The organism is Streptomyces sp. NPDC046925 (assembly GCF_040644915.1).
Taxonomy (GTDB): Bacteria; Actinomycetota; Actinomycetes; order Streptomycetales; family Streptomycetaceae; genus Streptomyces.
Genome location: NZ_JBEYWZ010000002.1, coordinates 236,853 through 250,267, shown reverse-complemented (window position 1 = coordinate 250,267; position 13,415 = coordinate 236,853). Strand labels below are relative to the sequence as shown.

Here is a 13,415-nt window from a genome sequence, read left to right as displayed (position 1 = left end):
TCGGCTGTGTTCAATCGCCTGTGATCAACGGCCCGCCCGGAGCACGCCGTTGATCCTCGCCGCCCCCGCAGGACGCGCGGATGACGAGAGTGGGCCACAACTGAACGCGGTGGACGGGGCGTTCGATCGGGTCGCTGATGCGGGCCAGCGCCATCTCGGCGGCCAGCGCGCCGAGACGGTGTTTGGGCGGGCGGACGGCCGTCAGGGGAGGATCCGATGCCGCGGCGACTTCGTCGTCGTACGAGATGACGGCGAGGTCGTCGGGGACGCTGAGGCCGTTCTCGTGGGCGCGTTCCATGAGGCCGATGGCTTCGCTGTCGGAGTGCACGAACAGGGCGGTGGCGCCCGCTTCCCGGCACCGCCGCAGCGTGGCGTCGTAGGCCTCTGCCCAGCCGGACGATCCGTACGGCGGCACCTCGTGTGCAAGGCCCTCGTGGCCGGGGAGGCCGAGAACGGCGATGGTCTCGCGCCATCCCTCGCGCAGCGCCTGTGTGGTGGGACTGAAGCGGGCCGTCACGAACGCGATGCGGCGGTGGCCGAGTGTGACCAGGTGCCGCAGGGCCAGCCCCGCGCCCAGATCATGTGCCGTGGTGGCGGCGTCGAGGGGCAGGGTGGGCAGGGACGGCGGCGGCAGGCGTTCGACGAGCGTGACGGGCACCTTCAGGCTGCCCAGCCAGCGCAGCAGGTCCTGGCCGGCTTCGCCGGTGTTGGTGGGGGCCACGAGCAGGGTACGGATGCCGCGGTCGAGCAGTCCCGCGACCTGGCGCCGGTCCTGCGCCGCGTCGTAGGCGGAGGCCCGCAGGGCGAGCCGTCCGCCGGCGGCGGCCACGGCTGACTGGGCGCCCTGGATGACGGCCGGCCAGTAGTACTCGACGGTGGGGACGACCATGCCGACGAAGGCCTGCTCGGGTGGCCGGCCGTGGACCAGGGCGCCCCGTGCGGCTCTTTCGTCGGCGCCCTGGCCGCGGTAGGGCAGGGTGACTCCTCCGTGGACGCGCAGCACCAGCCCACGGTCGGCCAGGATCGTGACATCGCGGCGGACGGTCACGGCCGTTACGCCCAGACGTTTGACCAGGTCGGCCAGGCGCACCGTGCCCTGCTCGCGCACGGTGGCGAGGATGAACTCCTGCCGCTGCGATGCCAACGCCATCGTGCCCCCCGGCCGCTCGTTCTGATCGATTGCTTTCGTTCAGCATCGATCTGTGTTCTTCCGTTCTACCGCACCGGTTGAGGTGGCAGGAAGCCGTGTTCTGTTCCGGCTGTCCGTCAACGGAGGTTATGCACAAGGGGTCTTTCAGGCCGTACGGCGAGGTCTCTCGGCCAGTTCGATCTTTGCTTTCCTATCGATCCTGATCGATAGGCTTCGTTTCCGTTGACCGGGAAACACGCACGGGCTGAAGTGTGCGAACACCTTCCTGCGTGAAAGGAAAACCTTGGTGTTCGGTATCTCTTCCGACGCCGGCGACAGAGGAAGCACCCCCCGGACGAACCGATCGCGAAGGTCCCTGTTGCGGGCCTCCGCGGGCACGGGCGCCGCGCTTCTCGCCGGCGGCGCACTCACCGGTTGTTCGGGCCGGTCCTCCGGAGCCACGCGTGTCCGTCTGTGGTCCTGGCTGACCGGCATGGACCAGTACGTGGCGGCCTTCAACTCGGCCCAGCGCGCGGTGCATGTCGAGTTGAGCGTGATAGCCGCCGGCACGTCCGGCGGCTACGCCCAGCAGACCAACGCGATCCGCGCACACAACGCCCCGGACATCCTGCACGTCGAGTACCAGGCCCTGCCGCAGATCGCGACCACCGGCGGACTGCGCGACCTGAGCGCCGAAGTGGACGACCTCGCGGGGGACTTCCTGCCGGCCGCGTGGCAGAGCGTGCGCCCCGGCGGGAAGACCTGGGCGCTGCCGATGGACTTCTGCCCGATGGCGTTCTTCTATCGCAGGGACCTGTTCCGCACGGCGGGCATCGAGACGCCCCGGACCTGGCAGGAGTTCCGGCAGGCCGCATCGGCCGTGCGCCGGGCCGACCCGAGGGCCCGGATCACCACGTTCCCCCTCAACGACGGTGCGTTCTTCGCCGGCATGGCCTGGCAGGCCGGGGACCCCTGGTGGTCCGTCGCCTCCGGATCCTGGCGGGTGGGGATCGACGGCGCGGGCACCCTGCGCGTGGCCGAGTACTGGCAGGACATGGTCGCCTCCGGCCGCACCGCCCGCAGCGCCACGGGTACGCAGAGCTGGATCTCGGCGATGCATCACGGCCGGCTCTGGGGGATGCTCGGAGCCACCTGGGGCGTGGGCATGCTGAAGAAGTCCCTGCCCGCGGACCATGGGCGCTGGGCCGTGGCCCCGCTGCCCACCTGGGGCGACAACCCCGCCACCGGCGTGTGGGGCGGCTCCGCGTTCGCGATCTCCGCCCAGAGCAACGTGTCCGAGGCGGCCCTGGCGTTCCTGCGCTGGCTGAGCACCGACCCCGCCGTCCCGCGGATCGGAGCGAAGGTCACCTTCCCCTCGCCCGCCTACCTGCCCAGCCGGCGACTGGCCCGAAAAGCCTACGAGGACGGCTTCTTCACCGGAACCCCGGTCTTCGACGTACTGGACGAGGCCGCGACCCGCGTCCCCGCATGGACGTGGGGACCCACCTCGCTGAGTGTCTTCACCACCGTCGCCGACGCGCTGGGTCCGGTATCCACCAGAGCCGCCACGATCCCCGGAGCGATGCGCCGGGTCCAGTCCTCGACCGTCGCCGCCATGCGCGCACGCGGCCTGGCCGTCACGGACGGGAGCCGGACATGACCACCGCACCCATCCCCGCGGCCCCGCCCCGACCGGCCCCCGCCCCCGCGCGGCCCGCCCGGCGGGCAGGCCGGTGGGCAGGCCGCCACCGTCTGGCGGGCGCCGCACTGGCCGCTCCCTTCGCGGTACTCCTGCTGTGCACGGTCCTTGTGCCCATCGCCTACGCCCTCTGCCTCAGCCTGTTCACCGACCGCCTCTTCGGACTCGGCTTCGACGGCTACCGGCAGGTCTTCACCGGCTTCGACAATTACGCGGACGTGCTGGGAGACCCCGCCGCCCGTGACGGCGTGCGCAACGTCGCCCTCTACGCCCTGATCCACATCCCCGTGATGTTCCTCGGCGCCCTCGTCATCGCCCTGCTGCTCGACTCGGTCACCGTACGGATGCGGCAACTGTGGTCGCTCGCGGTCTTCCTGCCGTACGCGGTGCCCGGCGTGATCGCCGGTCTGATCTGGGGCTACCTCTACAGCCCCGGCATCGGCCCGCTGAACGACGTGCTGCCCTTCGACCCCTTCGGCCAGTCCGGCGTGCTGCCCGCCGTCGTGAACATGGCCACCTGGCAGTGGACGGGCTACAACACGATCATCTTCTACACGGCGCTGCAGACCGTGCCCCGCGAAGTCCTGGAGGCCGCACGCGCCGACGGCGCCGGCGCCCTGCGCACCGCCCTGGCGATCAAACTCCCCATGATCCGCCCGACCATCTTCGTCGCGCTCGTGTTCACCACCATCGGCTCCCTGCAGCTGTTCACCGAACCCATGGTGCTGCGCACCTTCACCGGCACGGTCACCAGCACCTGGACACCCAGCCTCTACATCTACGACGCGGCCTTCGTCAGCAACGACTACGGGCGCGCGGCCGCCGCGTCCATCCTGCTCGCCCTCGCCTCGGCCCTGCTGTCGGCACTGGTGATGCGCCTGTCCACCCGGAGGGCCCGATGAGTGCACCGACCACCACCCCGCCCCCCGCGGCCACGCGCCGCTCTCCCACCCGCCGACCCGCAGCGGGCGGACCGGGCGGCCCGGTTCGAGGGTCCCGCGGCTCCTGCTGGACCTCCCGCGGCGCCGTGCACGGCGTGCTGCTCCTGGCCGCCCTCTACAGCCTCCTGCCGCTGGTGTGGCTGCTCACCTCGGCGACCAAGTCTGTCGGCGACTTCTCCGCGACCAGCGCCTTCGAGCTCGCCGACTTCAACCTCTGGGGCAACCTGCGCGATCTTTTCGCCCGGGAGAACGGCGTCTTCTCGTACTGGATCCGCAACTCGCTGCTCTACGCGGGTCTCGGAGCCGTCCTCGGCGCACTGATCTGCACCGCCTGCGGCTACGCCATCGCCAAGATGGACTTCCCCGGACGCCGCGCCCTGTTCGCGGTGACCCTGACCGGTGTTCTGGTGCCGCCCACCGCCCTGGCGCTGCCGCTGTACCTGCTGGCCTCACAGCTGCATCTCGTGAACACCTTCTGGGCGGTGTTCTTCCCGCTGCTGACCAATCCGTTCGGCGTCTACCTCGCGCGGACCTTCGCCGAGGCGGCCGTGCCCGACGAGGTCCTGGAGGCGGCGCGCCTGGACGGAGCCGGGGAGCTCCGCATCTTCCTGACGATTGCCCTGCCGATGATGGTGCCCGGCTTCGTCACCATCCTGCTGTTCCAGTTCGTCAGCATCTGGAACAACTTCTTCCTGCCGCTGGTGATGCTCACCGACCCCGAGCTCTTCCCGATGACGCTCGGCATCTACCAGTGGAACACCCGCGCCCCGCAGTTCCCCGACTACAACCCCCTGGTCATCACCGGGTCGCTGCTCGCCGTCGTACCGCTGATCGCCGCGTTCGTGCTCCTGCAGCGCCAGTGGCGCAGCGGTCTGACCGCCGGGAGCGTCAAGTGACCGCGCCACGCCGCGGATCCGGCACCGATCGACGGTGACCAAGGATCAGTACGCCCCGCACCCCCAAAGCCAGCGCGCCCCGCACCCCCACAGGAGGAATGGCATGTCCCACCAGAACATCAGCAGGCGGACCGTATTGCGGGCGGGCGGCGTGGCGGGCCTCGCGTCCGCCACCGGCCTGTCCGCGACCCCGGCGGCAGCAGTCCCGGCGGCGGCAACCCCCGCGGCGGGAGCCCTCGCGGGGGGAACGAAAGGGCCGCGGATCGTCGACCTGGGGCCGGCCGTGGCCCAGTTCGCCCTCATGAGCGCGGTGCTCGTGGGCGACACCGTCTACATCGGCTCCCGCAACATCGACCCCGTCCAGATCATCGCCGTACACCTGCCGACCCAGAAGGTCGTGGCCCGGACGGAACTGGCCACCGGTCACTCCATCCAGGCACTCGTCGCCGACGACACGGGCAGGTACCTGTACGCGGGCATCCTGCAAAAGGCGTCCGGCGAGCAGCCCAACCTCTACCGCTGGGACCTGAAGACACCCGGCCGGCAGGCCCGGCCCATCGGCCGCATAGCCGACCGCGACGTACGCGCCCTGGCCGTGGCACCCGACGGTGTCCTCTACGCGGTCGGCGGCGGCAGTTCCACCGCACCGGCCCTGTGGGAGTACGACCCCGCCGTCGGCGAGGTCCGCAACGTGGGAACCCCGGATCCGAAAGTCACCCTCGCGCGTGCCGTCGCGGCCGGTGCCACCCACGCCTTCTTCGGCGCGGGCACCACGTTCAACGGCGGCGGTGACACCAGCAAGGCCGCCCTCTACGCCTACGACCGGTCCGCCGGGACCTTCACCTCCATCGTGCCCGCGGAGATGCGGCGCGACCCGAGCATCCGCGATCTCGCGGTCCTCGGCGACACGCTCGCCGTGAGCACCGCGGGCTCCGTCGAGGACGCCAAGGTCGCCCTCATGGACCTGGACGACCTGTCCTCGTACAAGATCGCGACGTCGGTCGGCAAGGTCGCCAAGTCCTTCACGACGATCGGCGACACCGTCTACTACGCCAACGAAACCGGCCTCCTCGGCTACCGGCCGTCCACGAACACGATTACCCCCGTCGACTTCGAAGGACCGGACCTCGGCGAGATCTGGGGCGTCGACAGCCGCGCGGGCCGGGCCGTCGTCACCTCCGCGTACGGCTTCGTGGCCCAGATCGACCCGGGCAAGAAGACCGCCGCCATCACCGACCTCGGCAAAGCCGGCGCTCCCAGGGCCGCGCAGACCGTGATGGGCATCGCCGCCGGCGGCGGCCACGTCTACGTCGGCGGAAACGCGACCATCGCCCGCCACACACCCGCCGGCGGCAAGGTCGTCAACCTCCGCGCGCCCGGCGAGGCCAAGGACAGCATCGTCGTCGACCGCATCCTCTACACCGGCCAGTACAACTCCCAGGGCATCTGGCGCTATCACCCCCGCACCGGCGAGATCGGCCAGGCCGCCCGCTTCCCGGCCGAACAGAACCGCCCGCTGGACGTCACCTTCGACGACGACACCGGCCTCGTGCTCGCCGGAGTACAGGCCGACACCGAGGGCGGCGGTGCCCTGTGGACGTACCACCCGAGGAGCGGCCGCTCGCGGCACTTCGCCAACCCGATCGACGAGCTGCAGTGCGTCCGGGGCATCGCGGGCAAGGCCGGCGTCGCCTACCTCGGCGGCGACAACACCGCCGCCACCGGCCCGCGCAGCACGGTCGTGGCCTTCGACCCGGGGGCAGGCAAGGAGTTGTGGCGGATCGACCCGGGGCAGAGCGCCGGTGTCGCTGCCCTAGCGGTGCGCGGCCGTCATCTGTACGGCCTGTCGCGCAAGGGCGGTCTGTTCGTCATCGACATCCTCGCGCGCACGGTGGTCCACCGCGCGGACGTCTCCTCGGTCAGCAACGGTTTCGCGGCGATGGTGACCAACCGTGGTGTGGTCTACGGCGTCTCCGACACGACCGTCTTCCGCTTCCACCCCCGGACCTTCGCGCTCAGCGTGGTCGTCGCCGATACCGACGGCGGCTGGTACAGCGGCTCGCACATCGCCAACGACGAGCACGGGCGCCTGTACACCATGCGGGGCCGCAACCTGATCCAGATCTCGGACCGCCCCCGGTACTGATACCAGCCCCTGACGGCTGCCCGCCCCCCCGGGACGTGTCGCTCCAACCCCCCACCCCAGCAAGGGAGTAGTACTCATGAAGGTTCCGTACAAGAAGTTCTGTATAGCCCTCTGTGTCGCTGCGATCGCCGGTACGGGATACGCCGCCACCGCCACCGCCACCGCGACACCGCCGGAGGAGACCGGTGCCCGAGGCGATAGGGCGCCTCGGCCGCAGGGCGCGTCGCCCCTGCTCGACGTCGACTACGAGTCCGGCACCCTCGACTCCGGCATCGCGGGCCTGACCACCACCCACGCCAAGGCCGACGACGCCTCCCGGGTCGAGAACGGCGGCGACGGGAGCTCCCGCTCCGTCTCGCACAAGGTGACGCTGAACGACGACGCCTACGTCTCCGACGGGGCACCGCGCAGCGAAAGCGCGAACAACGAGCTGAAGGAGTCGCGCATCCAGGTGGGTGACGTGCACCGCTACGAGTTCAGCGTCCTGCTCAAGGACTGGGAGACGGACAAGGGCAGCGCGGGCGACATCATCTTCCAGGGCAAGCACGCCGGCGGGAACAAGCCCTCGTTCTACCTGATGACCAAGCGCAACGAGATCGCCTTCCGCTCCCCGCTGCTGGACCTCCAGGCCCCGGTGGTCGGTGACTTCCGTGCGTACGTCAACAAGTGGATGCGGTTCCGTATCGACGTGCGCTGGGCCGAGGACAAGACCGGCTACTACAAGGTGTCCGCCAAGCTGCCGGGGGAGTCGGACTTCACGCTCAAGAAGACCTACACGGACGTGAACACCTTCCACCCGGAGAACCCCACGACCTTCGGGTACATCAAGTGGGGTCTTTACCGTCCCGCCTCCTCGACAGAAGCGGGCGACCCGGCGACCCGGGTGGTCGAGCACGACGACATCCGGGTGATCGAACTGCCCAAGCCCTGACCGGCGGGCTTCCGGGCCCGTCTCACCTTGGTGCGGAGGCGGCCCGCAGGGGGTGGCCGACCGGCTCTCCGGTCGGCCGCCCCAGCGGCATTCGACCTCCTGCGTGCACGCGCCGGCGGTGTCCCCGACAGGACCCCGCCGCACGACTGACACTTCGTCAGATATCTGGGATGCTGCCGGCATGTCTGCTGCCGTCCCACCTCCCCGCCCTCCCGAACCGATACCCGACGTGCTCGCACCGGCCCGGCTTGGCCCGGTGCCGCTGCGCAACAGGATCATCAAGGCAGCCACCTTCGAGGGCGTCACGCCCGACGCCCTGGTCACCGACGAGCTGATCGAATACCACCGCCGCCCCGCCGCCGGAGGCGTGGCGATGACCACCGTGGCCTACTGCGCCGTCGCCCCCGAAGGCCGCACCCAACGCGCACAGTTGTGGATGCGCCCCGAGGCGCTGCCCGGATTGCGCGGACTCGCCGCCGTCGTCCACGAGGCGGGCGCCGCCGTCGCTCTCCAGCTCGGGTACGCGGGCCCCGTGGCCGACGCCCGCTCGAACCGGCTTCCCTCCCTGTCCCCGACGGGCGGGTTCAACCCGGTCAGCCTGCGCCGCGACCGCGCCGCCACCAGCGAGGACCTGGAGCGCGTGGTCCGGGCCCACGCATCGGCCGCCCAACTGGCCGTGGAGGCCGGGGCCGACGCCGTCGAGCTGCACCTGGGCCACAACTACCTGGCCAGCGCCTTCCTCAGCCCCCGGCTCAACCGGCGTACCGACGCCTACGGGGGAAGCCTGCGCAACCGGGCGCGCCTGGCCGTGGACCTGGCCCGTGCCGTGCGCGAACAGGTCGGCGACCGGATCGCGATCACCGCGAAGCTCAACATGACCGACGGTGTGCGCGGCGGTCTGTCCCCGGAGGACAGCCTCCAGGTGGCGCGCTGGCTGCAGGAGGACGGCTCGGTGGACGCACTGACGCTCACCGCGGGCAGTTCGCTGCTCAATCCCATGTACCTGTTCCGCGGGGAGGCCCCGCTCAAGGAGTTCGCGGCCCAGTTCCCGCTGCCGCAGCGGATCGGGCTGCGCACGCTCGGCAGGTCGTTCCTGCGCGCCTATCCCTACGAGCCGCTTTATCTGCTGGAGCACGCGCAGAAGTTCCGCGAGGCGCTCACGCTGCCGCTGATCCTCCTGGGCGGCGTCACCGACCGCGACGGCATGGACCGGGCCATGGCCGGGGGTTTCGAGTTCGTAGCCATGGCCCGGGCCCTGCTGCGCGAACCGGACCTGCCGCGGAGCATCGGACAGGCACCGGACACCCGCTCGCGCTGCACGCACTGCAACCGCTGCATGCCCACCATCTACACCGGCACGCATTGCCCGCTGATCGGTACGCGGTAGGGTCCCGGCGCGCGCCGTGGCGAGGCCGCTCGCGCGGCAACGGGCGCAGTACGGCGCCGAGTTCGGTGATCGCGGCCCGCGCGGGACTGGCTGTGTCATACACTCGCGGCCGCAAGGTCAAGTGATGGCAAAACCGAGGGGAAGCTACCGTCCGTGCCTGAATACGACGATCCGGCCTGGGGGCCGCTTCCCGTCCGCCCGGCGGTCCTTCGCTGGCTGCTGCTTCCGCTGACCGTGCTCTTCCTGCCGCTGTGGTGGGCGATGTGGATCTTGTTGGCCGTCTGTTTCCTCGGCATCGCGGGCGTGGTCCAGTTGGTCGTCTACGTGGTGCCGCGTGCCGAGAACGGCGCGGTACGAGTGCTGGACGCCACGCTGGGCCAGATTCCGTTCATCCCGCTCTGGTGCGTGACCCCGGTGGCGCTGGTCCGGGAGGGCGATTCGGCGTATTACCGGGCGCGCGTGGCCCGCCGCATCGAGAAGCAGACCCAGCGGGCGGATACGTCCCCGCTCCAACGGGACCTGGACCTCGGTGCGCACTACTTCCGTGGCGCCGGGGCCGGTTACGTCCTGCAAGTCGCCTCGGAACAGGGGTGGAACGCCCACCCGGTACTGCGCTCACACCCCCGGCGACGACTGCGCCTGCGCCACAACGGGCGCCCGCGGCCGGGCTTCACGCACTGACGGACCGGGACGCACTTGAATGCGGGCTTGACGGGGGTGCGCCGCATGTCCGGCCTGTACCGTCGAGCCATGACAGCAGAGTCACCGACACAGACCGTGCAACGCCTGTTCCCGCTGCTCGCCGAGGGCAAGAGCGCCGAGGCGGCGGAGCTGTTCGCCGACTCCGTGTCGTTCTCGATCCCGCACCCGCCGGGTATTCCGTGGGTGCCGGAGGTCGACTCGGCGCAGGGCATGCGCACCTTCTTCGAGCTGCTCCAGACGCATGTGCAGGCCAAGGAGTTCGACCTGCGCCAGATCATCGCCGAGGGCGACGACGTCGTGCTCGTCGGGCGGATGGTCTCCGAGGTGAAGAAGACGGGCCGGGACATCGACACCGCGTTCGCCCTGCACACCACCGTTCGCGAGGGGCGGATCACCCGCTACCACCTCTACGAGGACACCCACGCCGTGGCCAGGGCCTACTTCGACGACTGACCGACGAGCCGGTGATCCGGTGATCCGCTCACGTCGCGATCTCCCAGATGTGGCCGCCCGGATCGCGGAAGGAGGCGGTGCGGATGCCCCAGGGCCGGTCCATCGGGCCGTTCAGCAACTCGACACCTCGCGCCTTCAGTTGTGCGCAGGTCGCGTCCACGTCGTCGACGGCGAGCGTGAACACCAGACGGGAACCCGACTCACGGGCCGCGACGGAGGCGGGTTCGATCAGTTCGGGTCCCGCCGCGCTGTCGAGGAGATTGATCAGCGTGTCACCGAACTCGAACACCGCCGAGTTGTCGTTCTCCCAGTGCACGGGCAGGCCGAAGACCTCCCGGTAGAACTCCTTGGTCGCTGCCAGGTCCTCGGTGAAGAGGGTGATGGCCTTGAGGCCGCCCGGCCAGGAACGTGCGCTCACACTGTCGGTCATGAACCGGGATCTTCGCCCGCCGGCGGCGCCGTGTACAGGGGCGCGCGGCGTCCTTCGGGTGTTTCCACGGTCGTCCGCGGTTCCGGAAGGGCGGCTACCGGCCCCGCGGCGGAGCCGTCGAGGCGCGGAGGACGGGGGCGGCGGGCAGGCGTGAGGTGACGGTGCGCCGGTGGCCGTCGAGCAGTTCGTGGAGGCGGGTGACGGCCAGGGCCCCGGCTTCCTGGAGCGGCACGTCGAGCGCGGTCACCGGGGGAGTGGTGGCGCTGAGCGTGCTGAGGTCGTCGGCCGCGGCCAGACTCACGTCTCCGGGGACATGGCGCCCGGCCGTGCTCAGGCCGTGCAGGAGCCCGAGGGCCAGGTAGCTGTTGTAGGCGAGGACGGCCGTGGCCTCGTCGGGCAGCGTGCGTGCGGCCTCGATGCCGGCGTCGAACGTGGGCGGCAGGGGGCCCAGGACGTGGACGCGGGCGCCGGCGGCCGACGCCTGCGCGGTCAGGGCGGTACGCCGCTGTGCGTCGGCCCAGGAGTCCGCGGGGCCGGAGACGTAGGCGATGCGGCGGTGGCCCTGTTCCAGCAGGTGGTCCAGGAGCTCGGTCAGGCCCGCTGCGGTGTCGGCCACCACGGCGGGCAGGCGGCCCACCTGGCGGTCGACGAGGACCAGCGGGCGGCGACGGAAGCGTTCGCGCAGCGCGGTGTCCTCGCCGACCGGCGTCACCATGATCAGGCCGTCGGCCTGCTCCGAGAGCCGGTCGGCGAGGGCGCACTCCCGCCGGGCGTCGTACTCCGAGACCGCGATGAGCAGATGGCTGTCGGTCTCCTCCGCCGCCTGCTGGGCTCCCATCACCAGCGGCGCGAAGAACGGGTTGGAGAGGGTCGGCACGATCAGGCCGATCAGGCCCGTACGACCGGTGGTCAGCGCGCGGGCGGCGGCATTGGGCTGGAAACCGAGCCGGTCGGCGGCCTCCCGTACGCGCAGCCGCGTGCCCTCGGCGACCAGTTCGGGGCGCTGCAGTGCCCGTGAGGCCGTGGCCTTGGAGACCCCCGCCGCACGCGCCACGTCCAAGAGCGTCGCCAATGCCGTCCCCTGCCTCATGGGCCCGCCGGGATCGAAGATCCGTCCGGGGTCCGTGTTCACTTTCGCCTGATGCCGTGCCATGATACCCGCAACCGGTCTCTGCAACCGGTTTCAGAGACCGGTTGCAGAGAGCGGGCCAAGCCGGGTTCCCCGCGCGCCCGCACTCTGACCGCGCCGACAGCAGCGCGCCCGCACACCACCTGCCGAGGTCCCCATGCCCACCACCGCTCCGCCGCCCGGCGAGCAGACCGACGCCGCCACCGCGCCGCCCGCCTCGCGCATCGAGCGGCTCTTCGGCGTCCGCGACCGCGGCAGCAGCCACCGCACGGAACTCGTGGCCGGCGCCTCGATGTTCATGGCCGCCGCCTATGCCGTCGTCGTGGTCCCCGGACAGCTGGCCTCGGCCGGCGTGCCGCACGGCGCCGCGACGACCGCCGTCATCATCGCCATCGCCCTGGCGACGCTGGCCATGGGTGTGATCGCCAACCTGCCGTTCGTCGTCGCCCCGGGACTCGGCGGCGTGGCACTGATCGCGTTCACCATCGTCGGACAGGACCACGTCCCCTGGGACACGGCCCTGGGCATGGTCTTCTGGTCCGGCGTCGCCTTCCTGCTGCTGACCCTCTTCGGCATCCGCGACCTGGTCACGCGGCTCATGCCGATCAACCTCAAGTACGCCATCAGCGGCGGCCTCGGCCTCTACATCGCCCTCATCGGCTTCCGCGACGCCGACCTCGTCGTCGGCAACGCCGACAAGGCCGCCCTCGCCATCGGCGACCTGTCCAAGGCGCCCGCGCTGCTCGCCCTCGCCGGTCTGCTGCTGCTCACCGCCCTGGCCGCCCGCAAGGTGCCGGGCGCTTTTCTCATCACCATCGCCGCCATCACCCTCGTCGGCGTGCCGCTGGGCGTGACCGAGGTGCCCGACAGCCTCTTCGCGGCCCCCGACTCGCCCGGCCCCCTGCTCTTCCACATCGACATCCTGGGCGCGCTCAAGCCCGAGTACTTCCCCTACATCTTCGCGTTCTTCGTCTCCGAGTTCTTCTCCATGACCGGCACCCTCCTTGCCGTCTCCGGACGCGCCGGCCTGCTGGACAAGGACGGCAACATCCCCGGCTCCCGCCGCCCCTTCCTGGTCGACTCCGTCTCGGTGATGGGCGGATCGGCCGTGGGCGCGCCCTCGATGACCGCCTACCTGGAGTCCTCGGCCGCCGCCGACGCGGGCGGCAAGACCGGCCTGGCATCGGTCTGGGCCGCCTGCGGCTTCGCGCTGCTGCTGCTCGTCACGCCCTTCGCCACCCTGATCCCCTCGGCGGCCACCGCGCCCGTGCTGATGTTCATCGGCCTGAACATGCTCGGCGCGCTGAAGAACGTCGACTTCAAGGACCCCACGAACGCCGTCCCGGCCGCCCTGACCGTCGCCACCACGCTGTTCTTCGGCAACTTCGGCACCGGCATTGCCACCGGCCTGGCCGCCCACGTCCTGGTCAAGACCGTCAGCGGCCGCATCCGCGAGGTGCCCTGGCCGCTGTGGATCGTCATGGTCCCGCTGGGCTACTACTTCTACACCCTCGTCCCCTGAGCACCTCTCGTCCCCTGAGCACCCCTCGGCCCGAGACGACCCCTCCTCTT

At 70.8% G+C, this 13,415-nt stretch carries 12 protein-coding genes; 9 read left to right on the top strand and 3 right to left on the bottom strand.

The features are described 5' to 3' along the window. Nucleotides 1-10: 10 nt before the first annotated feature. Nucleotides 11-1,150, bottom strand: coding sequence for a substrate-binding domain-containing protein (locus tag ABZ906_RS07485; RefSeq protein WP_361378676.1), 1,140 nt, complete (start codon nucleotides 1,148-1,150; stop codon nucleotides 11-13). Between the two features lie 358 nt (nucleotides 1,151-1,508). Between ABZ906_RS07485 and ABZ906_RS07480 the strand changes: the two genes are divergently transcribed. The 8 genes from ABZ906_RS07480 to ABZ906_RS07445 all read left to right on the top strand — a co-directional run bounded on the left by ABZ906_RS07480 (nucleotide 1,509) and on the right by ABZ906_RS07445 (nucleotide 10,284). Further along, nucleotides 1,509-2,789, top strand: coding sequence for an extracellular solute-binding protein (locus ABZ906_RS07480; protein ID WP_361378673.1), 1,281 nt, complete (start codon nucleotides 1,509-1,511; stop codon nucleotides 2,787-2,789). Beyond that, nucleotides 2,786-3,730 carry a sugar ABC transporter permease gene (locus ABZ906_RS07475; protein WP_361378670.1) on the top strand — a complete coding sequence of 315 codons (945 nt, stop codon included), beginning with the start codon at nucleotides 2,786-2,788 and terminating at the stop codon, nucleotides 3,728-3,730. The genes ABZ906_RS07480 and ABZ906_RS07475 overlap by 4 nt, the downstream gene beginning before the upstream one ends. Continuing rightward, the gene (locus ABZ906_RS07470) at nucleotides 3,727-4,665 is read left to right on the top strand and encodes a carbohydrate ABC transporter permease (protein WP_361378667.1); all 939 of its coding nucleotides are present in this window, start codon (nucleotides 3,727-3,729) and stop codon (nucleotides 4,663-4,665) included. The genes ABZ906_RS07475 and ABZ906_RS07470 overlap by 4 nt, the downstream gene beginning before the upstream one ends. A gap of 103 nt (nucleotides 4,666-4,768) precedes the next feature. Continuing rightward, the gene (locus tag ABZ906_RS07465) at nucleotides 4,769-6,811 is read left to right on the top strand and encodes a PQQ-binding-like beta-propeller repeat protein (RefSeq protein WP_361378664.1); all 2,043 of its coding nucleotides are present in this window, start codon (nucleotides 4,769-4,771) and stop codon (nucleotides 6,809-6,811) included. Nucleotides 6,812-6,887: 76 nt separating this feature from the next. Further along, on the top strand, nucleotides 6,888-7,742 hold the full coding sequence (locus ABZ906_RS07460) for a heparin lyase I family protein (RefSeq protein WP_361378661.1): 855 nt from the start codon (nucleotides 6,888-6,890) through the stop codon (nucleotides 7,740-7,742). Between the two features lie 181 nt (nucleotides 7,743-7,923). Continuing rightward, entirely contained in the window at nucleotides 7,924-9,129 is a 1,206-nt protein-coding gene (locus ABZ906_RS07455; protein ID WP_361378658.1) for an NADH:flavin oxidoreductase, read from the top strand. Between the two features lie 153 nt (nucleotides 9,130-9,282). Beyond that, nucleotides 9,283-9,810, top strand: a complete 528-nt coding sequence (locus tag ABZ906_RS07450; protein WP_361378655.1) for a hypothetical protein — start codon at nucleotides 9,283-9,285, stop codon at nucleotides 9,808-9,810. A 69-nt stretch (nucleotides 9,811-9,879) separates the two neighbouring features. Next, nucleotides 9,880-10,284, top strand: coding sequence for a nuclear transport factor 2 family protein (locus tag ABZ906_RS07445; protein WP_361378652.1), 405 nt, complete (start codon nucleotides 9,880-9,882; stop codon nucleotides 10,282-10,284). Between the two features lie 28 nt (nucleotides 10,285-10,312). Here ABZ906_RS07445 and ABZ906_RS07440 read toward each other — a convergent pair whose 3' ends face one another. Both ABZ906_RS07440 and ABZ906_RS07435 read right to left on the bottom strand, forming a co-directional pair. Next, nucleotides 10,313-10,714, bottom strand: a complete 402-nt coding sequence (locus ABZ906_RS07440; protein WP_361196315.1) for a VOC family protein — start codon at nucleotides 10,712-10,714, stop codon at nucleotides 10,313-10,315. Between the two features lie 94 nt (nucleotides 10,715-10,808). Then, complete coding sequence (locus ABZ906_RS07435) at nucleotides 10,809-11,786, bottom strand: LacI family DNA-binding transcriptional regulator (protein WP_361378649.1); 978 nt, start codon at nucleotides 11,784-11,786, stop codon at nucleotides 10,809-10,811. Nucleotides 11,787-12,000: 214 nt separating this feature from the next. Between ABZ906_RS07435 and ABZ906_RS07430 the strand changes: the two genes are divergently transcribed. Further along, a complete protein-coding gene (locus tag ABZ906_RS07430) occupies nucleotides 12,001-13,365 on the top strand; it encodes an NCS2 family permease (RefSeq protein WP_361378646.1) in 1,365 nt (454 codons plus the stop codon). Nucleotides 13,366-13,415: the final 50 nt, after the last annotated feature.